This window comes from Ralstonia chuxiongensis, from assembly GCF_024158925.1.
GTDB classification, from domain to species: Bacteria; Pseudomonadota; Gammaproteobacteria; order Burkholderiales; family Burkholderiaceae; genus Ralstonia; species Ralstonia chuxiongensis.
Window position 1 is genome coordinate 614,475 of the sequence record NZ_JAMYWC010000002.1, and the last position, 16,948, is coordinate 631,422.

The window sequence follows — 16,948 nt, forward strand, 5'->3', positions numbered from 1 at the left end:
TTTGTTGCGTGCTTTCGGGCGCTTCAGTGTGTGCCACCGCAGACGGGGCATGACGGCTGGCGAGCGATCCGCATCGTCGTCCACTCCATCGATAGACCGTCGAGCATCAGCAGACGACCGGCAAGCGAACGGCCGATGCCGGCAACCAGCTTGAGTGCCTCCGCGGCCTGTACCGTACCAACCATGCCCACCAGCGGTGAGAACACGCCCATCGTTGCACACGCCACTTCGGGCGCAGGCTCGTCGGGCGGGAACAGGCAGGCGTAGCAGGGGCCGCCGGCAAGGCTGTCGAACACGCTGATCTGTCCGTCAAAGCGGATGGCGGCGCCCGATACCAGCGGCACCCTAGCCTGCACGCAGGCAAGGTTGGTGGCTTGGCGGGTGCCGAAGTTATCGGAGCAGTCCAGTACCACGCTCACGCCATCAAGGAGCGCAACGATCGCATCCGCATCAAGTCGGCGCTGCACGGCATTCACGCGGACGTCCGGATTCAATCGGGCGATGGCCGCCTGCGCGGATGCCACCTTCGGTTGCCCGACCGATTCCGTTGTGTGGATGATCTGCCGCTGCAGATTGGTCAAGTCCACCGTATCGTCGTCGACGATGGTGAGCGTGCCCACGCCCGCCGCCGCCAGATAGGGCAGGGCCGCAGCGCCCAGCCCGCCCGCACCGATGACAAGCGCGTGGCCCTCAAGCAGGCGCGTCTGTCCCTCGATGCCGATTTCGTCGAGCAGGATATGGCGCGAGTAGCGCAGCAGTTGATCGTCGTTCATGGTGGTGCAATGAAAAAGGCCGTGCATTGCACGGCCTCGTAAGTTTGCCAGTGTTTGCCGGCAGGTGTCTTAACGGGCGCCGGTGGGCTCCGGTGCGGGCTGCACGCCGCTAGCGGGAACATTCGGCTTCGGTGCAGCCGGCTCGGAAGCCGGAGCCGCCTTGCCCTTGAGCAGCTTGGCCGGGGCGCTCGATTCCTTGGTCGCCGGCGATTTCACTGCCTTGTCCGGCACCGCCGCCGCCGCTTCCAGCACCGACTTCGAGCGCTTGACCGGCTGACCCTTCAGGTCGGCAACCGCCTGTTGCAGCATGAAGTCTTCCGCCGAACCGAACTCGATCGGCTTCTTGTTGCGCTCCTTCTCGCGCTGCTCGGGCGTCTTCTTGGCGTTTTCTTCTTCCAGGCGACGCAGTTCTTCGATGCGGCGCTTTTCGCGCTCGGTCATCTCGGCTTCTTCCGACTCCTGCTTGTTGTGCAGGTGGCGTTCGGTGTCGATTTCGCGCGTGATCAGCGCGTCGTCCGGGTCGCCGTCCGGGTTCTGGTCAACCGGAATATCCGGGCGGATGCCCTTGGCCTGGATCGACTTGCCCGACGGCGTGTAGTAGTACGCGATGGTCAGCTTGATGCCGGTGTCGTTCGACAGCGGACGCACCGTCTGCACCGAGCCCTTGCCGAACGTCGTCTTGCCCATCGTCTTTGCACGGTGATGGTCCTGCAGCGCGCCGGCCACGATTTCGGAGGCCGACGCCGTGTAGGCGTTGGTCAGCACGATGATCGGCACGGTCTTGAACTCTGGGTCCAGACCGACCAGCGGATCGGAATCGAAGTTGCTCAGGCGGTAATTGGCGAAGGTCGCCTTGTACGTACGCTTGGCATCCGGCACCTGGCCGTTGGTCGATACCACCGTCGCGTCCGGCGGCAGGAACGCGGCCGACACGCCAACTGCAGCTTGCAGCACGCCGCCGCCGTTGTTGCGCAGGTCCAGGATCAGGCCCTTCAGGTGGGCGTCTTGTTTGGCCAGGTCATTGAGCTTCTTGGCCAGGTCCGGCACGGTGCGTTCCTGGAAGCTGGTAATGCGCACCCACGCGATGCCGTTGTCCAGCATCTTGGCCTTGACCGACTGCACCTGGATCTCGGCGCGGGTGATGGTCAGCGGGAACGTGCGCTCTTCCTTCTTGCGGTAAATCGTGAGCGTGACCTTGGTGCCCGGCGCGCCGCGCATGCGCTTGACGGCTTGCTCCAGCGGCATGCCGCGCACGGGTTTGTCGTCGATGCGGGTGATCAGGTCGCCCGGCTGCACGCCGGCGCGGAACGCCGGGGTGTCTTCAATCGGGTTGATGACCTTGACCAGGCCTTCTTCCTGCGAGATCTCGATACCCAGACCGGCGAAGCGGCCCTGGGTCCCTTCCTGCAGCTCCTGGAAGTCCTTCTTGTCCAGGTAGGCCGAATGCGGGTCGAGGCTGGCGACCATGCCCTTGATGGCTTCGGTCAGCAGCTTGTCGTCGTCCACCGGCTCGACATATTCGCGCTTGATCTGGCCAAAGATGTCCGCCATGAGCCTGAGTTTCTCCAGCGGAAGCGGACCGACCGTCGCGTTTTGCGCAGTCGCGGAAAGCTGGAGCGTCGCCAGAACCCCGGTGACGAGGCCGATGGCGATCAGGCTGATGTTCTTGAGCGAAGTTCGCATGTGTCGAGCGTGGACGTGGGAACAGTAGATAAACATGGCCCGGGACGGCTCGCGCACATCCCGGGCTACAGGCTTCGACAGTATAAAGGCGTTGGAGTGCCGTAGCGTCCGTTACGGATTATTTCGACTTGCCTTGGCTGGCCACCGCTGCCAGCGACGCGGCAATCGCTTCCTGGTCGCCCAGGTAGTAATGGCGGATCGGCTTGAGGTTGGCGTCCAGCTCATACACAAGCGGCGTGCCGTTGGGGATATTCAGGCCGACGATGTCTGCGTCGGAAATGCCGTCCAGGTACTTCACCAGCGCGCGGATGCTGTTGCCGTGCGCGGCGATCACCACGCGCTTGCCGCTCTTGATGGCCGGTGCAATCGATTCATCCCACAGCGGCATCACGCGGGCGACGGTGTCCTTCAGGCATTCGGTCAGCGGTACCTGCTCGCGCGTAAGACCTGCGTAACGGGGATTGCCGAAGGCGTCGTTGTCGGCGCCGGGCTCGAGCGCGGGGGGCGGCGTGTCGTAGCTGCGGCGCCATACCAGGACTTGCTCGTCGCCATATTGCGCGGCGGTTTCGGCCTTGTTCAGGCCCGACAGCGCACCGTAGTGACGCTCGTTCAGGCGCCACTCATTACGGGTCGGGATCCACATCAGATCCATTTCATCCTGCACATGCCACAGCGTGCGGATCGCGCGCTTGAGCACTGAGGTATAGGCCAGATCGAACGTGAAGCCGGCTTCACGTAGCAGTTTGCCGCCTTGGCGGGCCTGGGCGACGCCGGTGTCGGTCAGGTCGACGTCGACCCAGCCCGTGAAGCGGTTCTCCAGATTCCACGTCGATTCGCCGTGGCGGATGAGGACGAGCTTGTGCATGACTGCCATGATGAGAAGTGAGAAAACCTGCGTGCGGCTAGCTGCGGCGACGTGTCGTACGTCATCGTGCAGCCGCTGAAACCGACTATTTTATAATGCCGCGGGCATTGGGCCCCCGAATCGTTCGGCTGATGTTCGCCCACTAGACTTGCCCCGACCCATCCCAGGAAACCGATACCGTGAAGTTCTTCGCCGATTACAACAACCTCGCACTGCTTGCCGTCGCCATCGTTTCTGGTCTGCTGCTGCTCTGGGCGCCCATCCAGCGCCGCATCGCGGGCGGTGGCGGCGCCAAGGTGAGTGCTCCGGTGGCCACCCAGCTCATCAATCGCCGTAATGCCGTGGTGGTGGATGTGCGCGAAAGCGGTGAGTACGCAGCCGGCCATTTGCCGCAAGCCAAGCACGCGCCGCTAGGGGAACTTGCCGGCAAGGCTTCCGGGCTTGCAAAGAACAAAGAGACCCCCATCATCCTCGTATGCCAGACCGGCCAGCGCGCTGGGCGGGCGCAAGCAGTCCTGAAGCAAGCCGGTTACAGTGAGGTGTATTCGCTCGAGGGCGGATTGGCCGCTTGGCAGCAAGCGGGCCTTCCGGTTGTGAAATAAAGATACGAGGTTGAAGTTATGGCGCACGTGGTCATGTACAGCACCACCGTCTGCCCCTATTGCGTGGCAGCGGAACGACTCCTGAAGCAACGCGGTGTCGAGCAGATCGAGAAAATCCTGATCGATCGCGAACCCGGCAAGCGCGAAGAGATGATGACGCGCACGAACCGCCGCACGGTTCCGCAGATTTATATCGACGAGCGCCACATCGGCGGCTTCGATGATCTGTCTGCGCTGGACCGCGAAGGTGGCTTGGTTCCGTTGCTGGCTGCCTGATTCGGCGGCCCGGTTTGGCGACCTGCGCACCATACAAAAACGCCCGGCTTTGACCGGGCGTTGTACTTTTGGGCCGGCTCTCATAGCGGGCCCCATTTGGTCATGTACCATACGCGTTTTGCGCGGCGGACGCTTCCGCCAAGCACTGACCACATTCCATTTGAAGGCGAGTCATGAGCGACCAGCAACAGCAGCAACCGGGCCAGGATGGCCAGCCGTTCTTCAACATCCAGCGCGTCTATCTGAAGGACCTGTCGCTGGAGCAACCGAACTCGCCGCACATCTTCCTCGAGCAGGAACAGCCGTCTGTGGAAGTGCAGGTAGACGTCGCCGCTTCGCAACTGGCTGAAGGCGTGTTTGAAGTGACCGTCATCGGTACGGTGACGACCAAGGTGCAAGAGAAGGTCGCGTTCCTGGTGGAAGCCAAGCAAGCGGGCATCTTCGATATCCGCAACGTGCCGGCCGAACAGATGGACCCGCTGCTGGGCATTGCTTGCCCGACCATCGTGTACCCGTACCTGCGCTCAAACATTGCCGACACCATCGGTCGCGCCGGCTTCCAGCCGATCCACCTGGCCGAGATCAACTTCCAGGCGCTGTACGAACAACGCCTGGCCGCTGCGATGGAGCAGCAAGGTCAAGCCGGCGGCGCTGGTCTGGTGATGCCGGACGGCTCGCAGGCCACGCACTAATCAGTAGGCGCACTGCGCCAGAAGCCCGCGCCAGCCGCACGCTTGCGCGGGCTTTTTTTTGCCCGACCTGTTGCTCGATCTTTGCCTGACCGATGTTGAACACGCGCATGCGAATTTCCGTTTTGGGTGCCGGTGCCTGGGGCACTGCCCTGGCCAGCCACGCCGCACAATCGCACGATGTCGTGCTGTGGGGGCGTGACGCGAACCTCGTCGCGCAAATGGCCGCCACGCACATCAACGCGCCGTATTTGCCGGGCATCACGCTGCAAGCGTCGTTGCATTTTTCCGCTGATTTGCAGGCCGCGCTCGACCATGCGGCGAGCGACGACGGACTTGCCGTCATTGCCTCACCCGTCGCCGGGCTGGCTGACCTGGCGCGCACGATTGCCGCGCACGGCGGCGTGCGCAACTTGATCTGGCTATGCAAGGGTTTCGACCCCGAGACCAGCGCACTACCGCACGCCATCGTCGCCGATGTGTTGAAGGCGTCGGGCCGTACCGACCTCGCTGTCGGTGTGTTGTCTGGGCCGAGTTTCGCCAAGGAAGTCGCGCAGGGTTTGCCGTGCGCCATGACCGTCGCTTCGACCAGCGAGGCGCTGTGCAAGCTCACGCAGCGCGGCTTTCACCATCACGCGATGCGCGTGTACGCGAGCAATGACCTCGTCGGCGTGGAAGTAGGCGGTGCCGTCAAGAACGTGCTGGCCATTGCGACAGGCGCCGCGGATGGCCTGGGCCTGGGATTGAACGCACGCGCCGCACTGGTTACGCGCGGGCTGGCCGAGATGACGCGCCTGGGGTTGGCGCTTGGCGGTCGGCCGGAAACATTCATGGGGCTGACCGGCATGGGCGATCTGCTGCTGACCGCCACCGGCGATCTGTCACGCAACCGCACGGTCGGGATGCAGCTCGCGCAGGGCCGCTCGCTTGACGACATCCTCCACAGCCTCGGTCACGTCGCCGAAGGCGTGCGCTGTGCGCGTGCCGTGGCCGCTCTGGCACGCGCCAAGGGCGTGGACATGCCGATCACCTTTACCGTCTGTGAAGTCCTGTTCGAAGGGCTCTCCGCTGCGAAAGCTGTCGAGCGCCTGCTCCAGCGTGACGCCAAATCCGAATCGGCGCGCTAATCACACTTCAATAAAGGTGGAGGGCGTCCGGCTCAGGCGCCGCCGGCGAACCCGTTTTGCCGCCACGCTTCGAACACCACCACCGCCACGGTGTTCGATAGATTCAGGCTGCGGTTGTCCGGTCGCATCGGCAGGCGAATCCGCTGGGAAGCGGGAAACCACTCGCGCCGCTCTTCCGACAATCCGCGCGTTTCCGACCCGAAGACAAACCAGTCGCCTGGCTGGAACGCCATGCTGGCAAACGGCGTCGAGCCGCGCGTGGTGAGCGCGAACATGCGCGCGGGATCGGGCTGCGCATCGCGCAGGAAGGCGTCCCAATCAGCGTGCACGCGCATCGTCGCGTACTCGTGATAGTCGAGCCCCGCGCGACGCATGCGGGCATCTTCAAGCGGAAAACCCAGCGGTTCAATTAGATGCAGCTGTGCGCCCGTGTTGGCGCACAGGCGGATCACATTGCCCGTATTGGGCGGAATTTCGGGCTCGACAAGGACGACGTTGAACATGATCGGGCGGCAGGAGGCATTTCGGCGGCGAGCTTATCCACATTGGGAAGGGTTGTCACCTCGCCACAGCTTGGCACAGGTGGCGCGACACAATGTCGCATAAGCACGGAATCAGGGCGTGCGCAAGGCAACAACGTTGGTGACGCGGGTGGCGCCGGCGCGTTTGAGTTGCGTGGCAATCTCGCCCAGGGTCGTGCCGGTGGTCATCACATCGTCAACGACGCCGACATGGCGCCCTGCGATGCGCGCAGGCTCGGCGACAACGAATGCACCGTGCAGGTTTGTCAGCCGCTCGGCACGGTCCAGCGTGGCCTGCGCGGGGTTGTCGCGCACACGGTGCAGGGCGTTGGCATGGGCGGGAATGTCCAACTGGCGCGCCAGCTGGCGGGCAATCTCCCACGCCTGGTTGTAGCCGCGCGAGCGCAGGCGTGCAGGCGAGAGCGGCACCGGCAGCAGCACGTCTGGCAAGTCGCCCGGCGCAGCGGCGAGCGCGTTGCCCAATTGGCCGGCCAACCATGCCGCCAACGGCAATTGCGCCCGAAATTTCAACCCGGTGACAAGGTGGTCAAGCGGCCAGTCGTAGTCGGCAATAACGATGGTCGCGTCAAAGTCGGGCGTGCCGGCTAAACAGGCGCGGCAATGTCGGGCGGCGTGCCGCGCCTCTAGCGCAATGGCGCATTGGATGCAGCGCCGCCTATGCAACTGCGGGGCCAGATCGCCCATGCAGCCCTTGCACACCAAGCCGCCCTGCACCGCGCCGCAAAGCGCGCAGGCGCACGGCAACAGATGGCGCAAGCCGGCGCGAAACCATGCCGATAACGCGTGTTTGTGCATACAAAAAGCCACTATCCAAGCCGATTTGCGGCCACTGCGCTATCGGACGGCGCCTCAAACTGCGGGCCGGTATACTTGGCAACCGCAGTATTCCGCCCCGTCTTGTCGATGTCTGATCCCGCTCTTGTTCGTCCTGCCGCCTTGCGGCGCGCCTTCGATCGCCGCGCCGCGCGTTTCGCCGACGTGGATTTTCTGCTGCGCGAAGTCGGCAGTCGCATGCAGGATCGGCTGTCCTATATCAAGGCCACGCCCACGCGTGCGCTGGATTTGGGCTGCGGCCTGGGACAAGGCTTGGCGGTACTGCGCGCGCAATATCCGGACGCACAGATCTGCGGGATCGACTGGTCGTCCGCCATGCTGGCGCAGGCGCAGAAACTCGACCCACAGCGCACCGACGCGGGGTGGCTCGGCCGGCTGCTGAAGAAGCGGCCCGTCTTTGATTTTGCCCAGGCGGACTTCCGCGCGCTGCCGTTTGCCGGAGCTTCATTCGATCTGCTGTGGTCGAATCTGGCGCTGCACTGGGACCCGGAACCGCACGCGATCTTTCCGGAATGGCACCGCATCACCACGGAGGGCGGGCTGCTGATGTTCAGCCTGTTCGGCCCCGACACCTTGCGCGAGCTGCGCAGCGCCCTGGCTGGCATCGACGCGGGCGTCCACACGCTGCGCTTTGTCGATATGCACGATATTGGAGACATGTTGGTGCATAGCCGCTGGTCCACGCCCGTCATGGACATGGAGCAGCTCACGATTACCTACGAAACGCCGCAGGCGCTGCTCGCCGATGTGCACTTGCTTGGCGGCATGGCTGGTTTGACGGATGAGGCGGGCCGCAGCCTCGCCGGCGCCGGTCTGCACACGCCGCGCTGGCGCCAGCGGCTATTCGACGCACTCGATGCGCAACGCAATCCTGACGGGCTGATTCCGCTCACCTTCGAAATCGTTTACGGCCACGCCTGGAAGCTTGCGCCGACCCAGCGGCAGGCGCTGGACGAGGAGGGAAGGGCGATGATTCCAATCGATCAGATCGGCCGCAAACCGCGCGCCTGAAACGTTTTTAATGCGGGAACGGCATTGGCTGCACCTTGTCAAGCCGGGACTTGCATAAAGGCGCTTTACCTTGTTTGGGGTCAATCGCGGCCATATAATGCGCCAGTTTGTCGCAGCAGTCCCCCCAAAGGCCTATCCCGTTTTTTGCCACGGGCGAACCGTTCGGGTATGCATCCGAGGCAGGAGTGGTTCAATGCACGACATTGAAACCGCGCTCCACCCAGCATGCGGCGCGTCCACCATCTCGGAATCGCCGCGCAAGAACTGGCTCATGAAGCGAAACTGCTCGCTTTCAACCCGCCAGACTGGCTGGTCCACCCCCTTGGTCGTCATTCCCCCGTTCGTAATCGCTTGGTTTTCTGTCCGGCAAAGCGCGTGACTGGTGTTGCCTGACGCGGGGCTGGAGGTCGCGATTCTCGGATGGGCATTGCTGTACTATGCCCGCCACGCCTCCGATTATGGGCAAGTCAAGCTGGAGATGGCCGGCCCGTGATCTAGCAGGTGAGCGTCAGGCGGCGCAAGCTTGCGGACGAGCTTTCCCGGTGTTTGGGACACGGGCAACCAACCCAGGTCTCATGAGCCGCGCACCGGGGCAGAGTGGAATCTGTCAATTGGGTAGATAAAAAATGAAAATGTTGAATAAGACATTGGCAAGTTTGCTGGCGGCAGGCTCTCTCCTCGCCCTCAGTCAAACGGCCCTGGCAGTGGAAGACATGCCGGGCGGCCCCGCAGTGCGGCAGCTCAATCTCGCGCCTCCGGTCACCAAGATCGCCGCCGAGATCCATTGGCTGCACTGGATGATGCTGATCATCTGTATCGTGATCTTCATCGGTGTATTCGGGGTGATGTTCTACTCCATTTTCAAGCACCGTAAGTCGGTCGGCCACAAACCGGCGACGTTCCACGAAAGCACCACGGTTGAAATCATCTGGACCATCGTGCCGTTCCTGATCGTGATCGGGATGGCGCTGCCGGCCACCAAGGCCGTGGTCGCAATGAAGGACACCACCAATTCCGACCTCACCATCAAGGCCACCGGTTACCAGTGGAAGTGGGGTTACGACTACCTGAAGGGCGAAGGCGAGGGCATTTCGTTCCTCTCCACGCTCACCACGCCGCGTGACCAGATCAACAACCAGGCGCCCAAGTCGAACACATACCTGATCGAGGTCGACAACGAACTGGTCGTGCCGGTCAATCGCAAGGTGCGCATCGTCACCACCGCCAACGACGTGATCCACTCGTGGATGATCCCGGCGTTTGGCGTCAAGCAGGACGCGATCCCGGGCTTCGTGCGCGACACATGGTTCAAGGCTGAGAAGGTCGGCGTGTATCGCGGCCAGTGCGCTGAACTGTGCGGCAAGGAACATGCCTTCATGCCGATCGTGGTGCGCGTGCTTTCGCAGGACGACTACACCAAGTGGGTCGACGGCAAGAAGAAGGAAATGGCCGCCAAGGCCGATGACCCGACCAAGACCTACACGCTGGAAGAGCTGAAGTCGCGCGGCGAGAAGGTCTACACCGCCAACTGCGCGGTCTGCCACCAGCCCAACGGCAAGGGCGGCGGTCCGTTCCCGGCGCTCGATGGTTCGAAGATCGCGAATGGTCCGCTGGCTGACCACGTGAATATCGTCCTGCATGGCAAGAATGCGATGCCGCCCTGGGCTTCGGCACTCAACGATGTGGAAATCGCCTCGGTCATCACGTACGAGCGCAACAACTGGGGCAACCACACGGGTGACCTGCTGCAGCCGACGCAAGTGAAGGACGCGCGCGGCGGCAAGATGCCCGAAGGCGGTGGCGCCAAGACCGCCGCAACTGAATCCGCCGGCAAGGTGGCGTCCCAACAAGCGAACGCGGCCGAAGACCGCAACGCTGGCTGATTGATCGTCTGCGTGACGAACCGAACCCTAGGAGTTCCTCGATGAGCACCGCTGTTACGCACCCGCAAGATCACGCGCACGGTCATGGAGACGACCATGCGCACGACCATCCGCATGGCTGGCGCCGTTGGCTGTTTGCGACCAACCACAAGGACATCGGTACGCTGTACCTGCTGTTCTCTTTCACGATGCTGCTCTCGGGCGGCACGCTGGCCCTGCTGATCCGCCTTGAGCTGTTCCAGCCCGGCCTGCAGTTCTTCCATCCGGAGCTGTTCAACCAGTTCACCACGCTGCACGGCCTGATCATGGTGTTCGGCGCGATCATGCCGGCCTTCGTGGGCTTTGCGAACTGGATGATTCCGCTGCAGGTTGGCGCGTCCGACATGGCCTTTGCGCGGATGAACAACTTCAGCTTCTGGCTGCTGCCGCCTGCGGCACTGCTGCTGGTGGGCTCGTTCTTCGCACCGGGTGGCGCCACGGCTGCCGGCTGGACGCTCTATGCACCGTTGTCTGTGCAGATGGGCCCGGGTATGGACATGGCGATCTTCGCGATCCACATCATGGGCGCATCGTCGATCATGGGTGCGATCAACATCATCGTGACCATCCTGAACATGCGCGCGCCCGGCATGACGCTGATGAAGATGCCGATGTTCTGCTGGACGTGGCTGATCACGGCGTACTTGCTGATTGCCGTGATGCCGGTGCTCGCGGGTGCGATCACCATGGTGCTGACCGACCGCCACTTCGGCACGAGCTTCTTCTCGGCTGCAGGCGGTGGTGACCCGGTGATGTACCAGCACATCTTCTGGTTCTTCGGGCACCCCGAGGTGTACATCATGATCTTGCCGGCGTTCGGCATCATCAGCCAGATCGTGCCGGCCTTCGCACGCAAGCCGCTGTTTGGCTACAGCTCGATGGTGTATGCCACGGCTTCCATCGCCATCCTGTCGTTCATCGTGTGGGCCCACCACATGTTCACGACCGGCATGCCCGTGACCGGCCAGCTGTTCTTCATGTACGCGACGATGCTGATTGCGGTGCCGACCGGCGTGAAGATCTTCAACTGGGTGGCCACGATGTGGCGCGGCTCGATGACGTTCGAGACGCCCATGCTGTTCGCAATCGGCTTCATCTTCGTGTTCACGGTGGGCGGCTTCACGGGTCTGATCCTGGCCGTGGCCCCGATCGACATCCAGCTGCAGGACACGTATTACGTGGTGGCGCACTTCCACTACGTGCTGGTGGCCGGTTCGCTGTTTGCGCTGTTCGCGGGCTTCTACTACTGGGGTCCGAAGTGGTCTGGCTACATGTACAGCGAGACGCGCGGCAAGATCCACTTCTGGGGTTCGATGATCACCTTCAACCTCACGTTCTTCCCGATGCACTTCCTTGGCCTTGCTGGCATGCCGCGCCGCTATGCCGACTATCCGCAGCAGTTCGCCGACTTCAATGCCGTAGCGTCGATCGGTGCCCTGGGCTTCGGCCTGATGCAGGTGTATTTCTTCTTCTTCGTGGTGCTGCCGTCGTACCGCGGTGGCGAGAAGGCCGCCGACAAGCCGTGGGATGGCGCGGAAGGCCTGGAGTGGACCGTGCCGTCGCCGGCGCCGTTCCACACCTTTGAAGAACCGCCGCACGTGAAGTAATGCAGGTTTCGCGGGGCGGGCTGCCGATCCTGGCGCTGGCCCCGCGATCCTCCGGACAACGATGTCGAATCCAGAAAAAAGCCCAACACCCGAGCAACGCGCCGCCAATCGTCGCCTGGGGCTCATCCTCGGCACGATCGCGTTGGTTTTCTTTCTGGGTGTGATTTTCAAGCGCGTGGTGTTCGGCTAGCCCGACAGGCGACGCGCTGATCGCCGAACCGAGATTTCGCGAGACCCCTATGAGCCAGACACCGGCGCAGCCGGATCCGACCCAAAACGACAAAGCCCTCGAGCGCGGCCTGAACCGGTCCATGCTTGGCAAGCTCGCCGTTGTGGTCGTGATCATGTTCGGCTTCGGCTACGCGATGGTGCCGCTGTACAAGAAGATCTGCGAGCTTACGAACATCAACGTGTTGAACTCACGGGATGAAGATGGCGGCGCGCTGCGCAACTCGCAGGTCGACAAGACGCGCACGATCACGGTGGAATTCGATTCGAACAGCCAAGGGCCGTTCCGCTTCCGCCCCGTCAAGAACAGCATGGATGTGCACCCCGGCGAGATCAACCAGATCGTCTACGAGGTGGTGAACAAGGAGGGGCGTACGGTCGAGGCGCAGGCCATCCCGAGTTACGCGCCCAAGCAGGCAACCGAGTTCTTCAAGAAGATTGAGTGTTTTTGTTTCAAGCAGCAGACGCTGACGGCCAACGAATCACGCGAGATGCCGGTGGTGTTTGTGATTGATCCGGATCTTCCCAAGGACGTGAAGACGATCACCTTGTCCTACACTTTCTTTGAAATCCACGCACCGTCGGCCATTGCGCCGGCGATGCCGAACAAGGGAACGTGAGTACATGGACGAACTGAAGGAAGCAACCAAGCGACGCGCATCATTCGCACAGACGATGAAGGCGGTGTTCTGGTCCTTCTTCGGTGTGCGCAAGGGCCGCGATCATGACCGTGACATGGCGCAGTTGAATCCCGTGCACGTGATCATCGCGGGCATTCTGGCGGCGGTCATGTTTATCGTTGTGCTGCTGTTGATCGTGCGGGCAGTTGTCGGTTGAGGATTGAGAAGGTTGAGGAGACGGCCCTCGCAGCATGGGCTGGGCAACATCAAGTGGATTCCTAAAAAAATAGAGCTGGAGAAAAAGAGATGAGTGCGAATCGAGCAAACGCTCCGTACTACTTCGTGCCCGGGCCGTCGCGGCATCCGATTACGGCAAGCCTCGGCCTGCTGATCGTGCTGTTGAGCTCCGCTGCGTGGGTGAATGCTCAGCCCTGGGCCCCGTGGACGTTCCTGATCGGCCTGCTGTGGTTCCTCTTTGTGCTGCGTGCGTGGTTTGCCGACGCCATCTCCGAATCCGAGACCGGCAAGTACGGCGACCGCGTGGATGCCTCGTTCCGCTGGTCGATGAGCTGGTTCATCTTCTCGGAAGTGATGTTCTTCGCGGCGTTCTTCGGCGCGCTGTTCTATGCCCGCACGATTGCCATGCCGTGGCTCGGCGATCTGAACAACAAGCTGCTGTGGCCCGACTTCAACGCGCTGTGGCCGAATGCCGGCCCGGCTGGCACGGTGGCGCCATTCACGACGATGGGGCCGTGGCCGATCCCGACCATCAACACGGCGCTGCTGCTGACTTCCGGCGTGACGCTCACGTGGGCGCACCATGCGTTGCGTGAAGGCAAGCGCGCCCAAGTCATCCAGGGCCTGCTGCTGACGATCCTCCTGGGCTTCACGTTCATGGGCTTCCAGGCGTTCGAGTACATCCACGCCTATCACGAACTGAACCTGAAGCTGACCTCGGGTATCTATGGTTCAACGTTCTTCTTGCTGACCGGCTTCCACGGCTTCCACGTGACGATGGGCGCGATCATGCTGTCGGTGGTGCTGGGCCGCGTGATCAAGGGCCACTTCACGCCAGAGCACCACTTTGCGTTCGAAGGCGCCGCGTGGTACTGGCACTTTGTGGACGTGGTGTGGCTGGGTCTGTACGTGGTGGTGTACTGGCTGTAAGGCAGTATGGGATTGGAGTGGCGCCCTTTGCGCCGCTCCGCAGTCCGGCCACGACAGGCGAAGACAATGCCGCAGACGGGACACCGCTGCGGCGTTTTCGTTTTTCTGGCGTGAGCGATTTGCTGGCGGCTATTGGCCGAAGCGGATGCCGGTGCTGTGAATCCACCCCAGCCGGTTCGCAACCAGGATGAAGATGAATAGCGCGATCGAGAAACCGACGCGGAACATCAGAGAGCGAACGGTGCGGTTGCTGTGGCCTTTATCGCGCATCAGGAAGAACAGTGCGGAGGCAAGGCTGCCGAGGATCAGTAGAAACGCAATGGCAACGACGATGCGCATGGAGGGTTACGGGTTGGGCGATGAGGGGTTGGAAATGGCTGCCAAGCATTATCTCACCGAGGCTACGCAATGACCGTGCGCGTGCCGATGCGGCGTTGGTTTGCGCCTGTGCCGATGCTGGCGGGTGTGGCGCTGATCGCGCTCACGTGCTCGCTCGGGCGTTGGCAGCTTTCGCGCGCGCACGAGCGCATCGAGCGGCAGGCCCGCATCGTGGCGCTGGAAAATGCGCCCGCCCAGCGCATCACTGCTCAGCCCGTGACGGCAGATTCAGTGATGTACCGACCGGTGCTGCTGCGCGGAACGTTCGATGTGGCGCACACGGTGCTGCTGGAAAATCGCCCACACGTCACCAACGACGTATCGCACCCCGGGTTCGAAGTGCTCATCCCGCTCAAGCTGGAAGGGGCGGGCGGGCGTGCGGTGTTGGTCAACCGGGGCTGGTTGCCGCGCGATCCGGCCGATCGCACGCGCATCGCGCCGTACACCACGCCAGAGGGCGAAGTGCAGGTCGAAGGGATGGCGGTGCCACATGCCAGCCGGGTCTTCAGTCTGGGCCGCAAGGATGGCTCGGATGAAGTTGGCCAGCGACTTAGGCAGAATATCGACCTCGACGCTTTCTCGCGCGAAATCAGTGTGCCGCTCCAACCGTTTGTGGTGCAGCAGCAATCCGACGCGCAGGACGGCCTGTTGCGCGATTGGCCGCGCGCAGACCTCGGCGCCGACCGCAATTACGGCTATGCATTCCAGTGGTTTGCGATGGCGGCGGCGGTACTTGGGTTAATGGTCTTCTACAGCGTGCGGCGTTATCGCCGCTTGGCGGGCACATCTGAGCCCGCTTGAACACGAACTCGCGTTGCGGCTTAGTGCCGCAGCTGAATGTATTGGGAATCACATGGTGAATCAGGAATCCGCACCCGGCGCGCCCGGCACACTTGGCGCGTCCGAAGACCCGCGCATCGACGCGCGCACGCGTCGCGGCCGCTTGATGATGCTGTTCCTGCTGCTGGTGTGTGCCTCCCCGGTGATCGCGTCGTACCTTGCGTATTACGTCTTCACTCCGGCCGGCGGCAAGGCCGCGTACGGCGCGCTGGTCGATCCGCAGCGTCCCATTCCGGCCGGCCTCATGGTGCAGGACGAGCACGGCGCTGAAGTGCCGCTCGCGAGCCTCAAGGGGAAATGGCTGATGGTGTCGGTGGATCGCAGCGCCTGCGACGACAACTGCGCGCGCAAGCTTTTCACCATGCGCCAACTGCGCATCGGCCAAGGCCCGGACCGCGACCGAATCGTCCCCGTCTGGCTGGTGACCGACCGCGGCGACATCGACCCGCGCCTGATCAAGGCCTACAACGACGATTACGGCGCCGTGCGCTTCCTGCGTGCGCCCGAACTGCCGAAGAACTGGCTTGGCGATGGCAAGACGCCGCCCACGGACCACCTCTTCCTGGTCGATCCGCTTGGCAACCTGATGATGCAGTTCCCGAAAGATCCGGACCCGAAGAAGGTGCGCGCAGACATGACGCGGCTGTTGAAGTATTCGCGCATCGGATAAGCCATGCTGCTGCAACTCGCTTCCATCGGCATCCTGATTGCGTTGATCCCACTGTGCTACGTGCTGGTCAAAGGGGATCGCAACAAGTACCGCAGGCTGGTGTGGATCACCGCTTTCCTGACGCTGGACCTCATCATGTTCGGCAGCTTCACGCGTCTGACCGATTCGGGACTGGGTTGCCCGGATTGGCCAGGTTGCTACGGCACGTCCAACCCGTTTCACGCACGTGACGACATCCATGCCGCGCAGGTCGCCATGCCGAGCGGCCCGGTCACGTGGATGAAGGCGTGGATCGAGATGACGCATCGCTACTTCGCGCTTGCGTTGGGCGTTCTGATCATCACGCTGGTGGTGCTCGCGTGGGTCAAGCGCAAGGAGCTGAAGCAATCCCCGTGGTATGCGACGGCCGTGCTCGCACTGGTGTGTGTGCAGGGCGCCTTTGGCGCCTGGACGGTCACGCTCAAGCTGCAGCCTGCCATCGTGGTGACGCACTTGCTACTGGGCATGTCGCTGCTGGCCGCGCTGATCTGGCTCGGCTGCAAGAACGATGCACCCCGGGTGGTGGATGAGCGTGGCGCGTCGCTACGTGCGGCAGCGGCCATTGGGCTGGTGCTGCTCGTTGTGCAGATTGCGCTGGGCGGCTGGGTCAGCACGAACTACGCTGTGCTGGCTTGTACCGATTTTCCGCTGTGCAACGGCCAGTGGGTTCCGCCGATGGACTTTGCGCACGGCTTCACGTTCTGGCGCCAGCTCGGCAAGACGGCAAGCGGCGATTTCATCTCGCACGATGCGCTGGTCGCCATCCATTGGACGCACCGCGTGTTTGCAGTCGTCGTGCTGAGCTACCTGGCGTGGCTCGGCCTGCGCGCACGTCGCATTGGCGGCATCGGCCGTGTCGCGACGGTGCTGCTTGTCGTTCTGGCCGTGCAATTGGCGACGGGCCTTTCAAACATCGTGCTGGGCTGGCCGCTGCTGGCTGCCGTGGCGCATAACGGCGGCGCGGCCGTGCTGCTGTTGCTGATGGTGCGTCTGCATTACCTGATCGGGCTCGCACAAGCGCGGGCGCCGATGCCTGTGGCGGCTGCCGTCGTCTGAAAGCTGTCTGACCGTTTTT

At 62.8% G+C, this 16,948-nt stretch carries 20 protein-coding genes; 14 read left to right on the top strand and 6 right to left on the bottom strand.

All coding sequences use genetic code 11. The features are described from left to right. Positions 1-23: 23 nt before the first annotated feature. The 3 genes from NKG59_RS07520 to gpmA form a co-directional block, all read right to left on the bottom strand. Positions 24-773 (bottom strand): HesA/MoeB/ThiF family protein, encoded by a 750-nt coding sequence (locus NKG59_RS07520; RefSeq protein ID WP_253536175.1) that lies wholly within the window; start codon positions 771-773, stop codon positions 24-26. Between the two features lie 69 nt (positions 774-842). Next, on the bottom strand, positions 843-2,456 hold the full coding sequence (locus NKG59_RS07525) for a S41 family peptidase (protein WP_253536176.1): 1,614 nt from the start codon (positions 2,454-2,456) through the stop codon (positions 843-845). Between the two features lie 118 nt (positions 2,457-2,574). Beyond that, on the bottom strand, positions 2,575-3,321 hold the full coding sequence (gpmA, locus tag NKG59_RS07530; RefSeq protein WP_024976760.1) for a 2,3-diphosphoglycerate-dependent phosphoglycerate mutase: 747 nt from the start codon (positions 3,319-3,321) through the stop codon (positions 2,575-2,577). Positions 3,322-3,500: 179 nt separating this feature from the next. Here gpmA and NKG59_RS07535 point away from each other — a divergent pair, with 179 nt between their 5' ends. From NKG59_RS07535 to NKG59_RS07550, 4 genes are all read left to right on the top strand, one after another. Continuing rightward, entirely contained in the window at positions 3,501-3,923 is a 423-nt protein-coding gene (locus tag NKG59_RS07535) for a rhodanese-like domain-containing protein (RefSeq protein ID WP_045202462.1), read from the top strand. An 18-nt stretch (positions 3,924-3,941) separates the two neighbouring features. After that, entirely contained in the window at positions 3,942-4,199 is a 258-nt protein-coding gene (gene grxC, locus NKG59_RS07540) for a glutaredoxin 3 (protein ID WP_004633497.1), read from the top strand. Between the two features lie 173 nt (positions 4,200-4,372). Continuing rightward, entirely contained in the window at positions 4,373-4,891 is a 519-nt protein-coding gene (gene secB / locus NKG59_RS07545; RefSeq protein WP_027678352.1) for a protein-export chaperone SecB, read from the top strand. 107 nt (positions 4,892-4,998) lie between these two features. Then, positions 4,999-6,015: an NAD(P)H-dependent glycerol-3-phosphate dehydrogenase gene (locus NKG59_RS07550; protein WP_253536178.1), complete on the top strand. Its 1,017-nt coding sequence runs from the start codon at positions 4,999-5,001 to the stop codon at positions 6,013-6,015. Positions 6,016-6,047: 32 nt separating this feature from the next. On the opposite strand, the gene trmL is transcribed toward NKG59_RS07550, so the two are convergent. Next, positions 6,048-6,518, bottom strand: a complete 471-nt coding sequence (gene trmL, locus NKG59_RS07555) for a tRNA (uridine(34)/cytosine(34)/5-carboxymethylaminomethyluridine(34)-2'-O)-methyltransferase TrmL (protein WP_027678350.1) — start codon at positions 6,516-6,518, stop codon at positions 6,048-6,050. Between the two features lie 111 nt (positions 6,519-6,629). Further along, positions 6,630-7,352: a ComF family protein gene (locus tag NKG59_RS07560; RefSeq protein WP_253536180.1), complete on the bottom strand. Its 723-nt coding sequence runs from the start codon at positions 7,350-7,352 to the stop codon at positions 6,630-6,632. A 108-nt stretch (positions 7,353-7,460) separates the two neighbouring features. Between NKG59_RS07560 and NKG59_RS07565 the strand changes: the two genes are divergently transcribed. The 7 genes from NKG59_RS07565 (at position 7,461) to NKG59_RS07595 (ending at position 13,946) form a co-directional block, all read left to right on the top strand. Further along, the gene (locus NKG59_RS07565; RefSeq protein ID WP_253536182.1) at positions 7,461-8,402 is read left to right on the top strand and encodes a methyltransferase domain-containing protein; all 942 of its coding nucleotides are present in this window, start codon (positions 7,461-7,463) and stop codon (positions 8,400-8,402) included. A gap of 626 nt (positions 8,403-9,028) precedes the next feature. After that, on the top strand, positions 9,029-10,285 hold the full coding sequence (gene coxB, locus NKG59_RS07570) for a cytochrome c oxidase subunit II (RefSeq protein ID WP_253536183.1): 1,257 nt from the start codon (positions 9,029-9,031) through the stop codon (positions 10,283-10,285). Positions 10,286-10,326: 41 nt separating this feature from the next. Next, positions 10,327-11,931 carry a cytochrome c oxidase subunit I gene (ctaD, locus tag NKG59_RS07575; RefSeq protein ID WP_253536186.1) on the top strand — a complete coding sequence of 535 codons (1,605 nt, stop codon included), beginning with the start codon at positions 10,327-10,329 and terminating at the stop codon, positions 11,929-11,931. A 61-nt stretch (positions 11,932-11,992) separates the two neighbouring features. Continuing rightward, the gene (locus tag NKG59_RS07580) at positions 11,993-12,121 is read left to right on the top strand and encodes a cytochrome oxidase small assembly protein (protein ID WP_232041850.1); all 129 of its coding nucleotides are present in this window, start codon (positions 11,993-11,995) and stop codon (positions 12,119-12,121) included. Positions 12,122-12,170: 49 nt separating this feature from the next. Further along, a complete protein-coding gene (locus NKG59_RS07585; RefSeq protein WP_253536188.1) occupies positions 12,171-12,779 on the top strand; it encodes a cytochrome c oxidase assembly protein in 609 nt (202 codons plus the stop codon). 4 nt (positions 12,780-12,783) lie between these two features. Further along, entirely contained in the window at positions 12,784-12,996 is a 213-nt protein-coding gene (locus tag NKG59_RS07590) for a DUF2970 domain-containing protein (protein ID WP_024976749.1), read from the top strand. 89 nt (positions 12,997-13,085) lie between these two features. After that, on the top strand, positions 13,086-13,946 hold the full coding sequence (locus NKG59_RS07595; protein ID WP_045202471.1) for a cytochrome c oxidase subunit 3: 861 nt from the start codon (positions 13,086-13,088) through the stop codon (positions 13,944-13,946). 129 nt (positions 13,947-14,075) lie between these two features. Here NKG59_RS07595 and NKG59_RS07600 read toward each other — a convergent pair whose 3' ends face one another. After that, a complete protein-coding gene (locus NKG59_RS07600; RefSeq protein ID WP_024976747.1) occupies positions 14,076-14,285 on the bottom strand; it encodes a twin transmembrane helix small protein in 210 nt (69 codons plus the stop codon). Between the two features lie 69 nt (positions 14,286-14,354). On the opposite strand from NKG59_RS07600, the gene NKG59_RS07605 reads away from it, so the two are divergent. From NKG59_RS07605 to NKG59_RS07615, 3 genes are read left to right on the top strand one after another with little or no spacing between them, the layout of a single operon-like run. After that, the gene (locus NKG59_RS07605) at positions 14,355-15,125 is read left to right on the top strand and encodes an SURF1 family protein (RefSeq protein WP_253536190.1); all 771 of its coding nucleotides are present in this window, start codon (positions 14,355-14,357) and stop codon (positions 15,123-15,125) included. A gap of 52 nt (positions 15,126-15,177) precedes the next feature. Then, positions 15,178-15,834 carry an SCO family protein gene (locus NKG59_RS07610; RefSeq protein WP_253536192.1) on the top strand — a complete coding sequence of 219 codons (657 nt, stop codon included), beginning with the start codon at positions 15,178-15,180 and terminating at the stop codon, positions 15,832-15,834. A 3-nt stretch (positions 15,835-15,837) separates the two neighbouring features. Then, on the top strand, positions 15,838-16,929 hold the full coding sequence (locus NKG59_RS07615; protein WP_253536194.1) for a COX15/CtaA family protein: 1,092 nt from the start codon (positions 15,838-15,840) through the stop codon (positions 16,927-16,929). Positions 16,930-16,948: the final 19 nt, after the last annotated feature.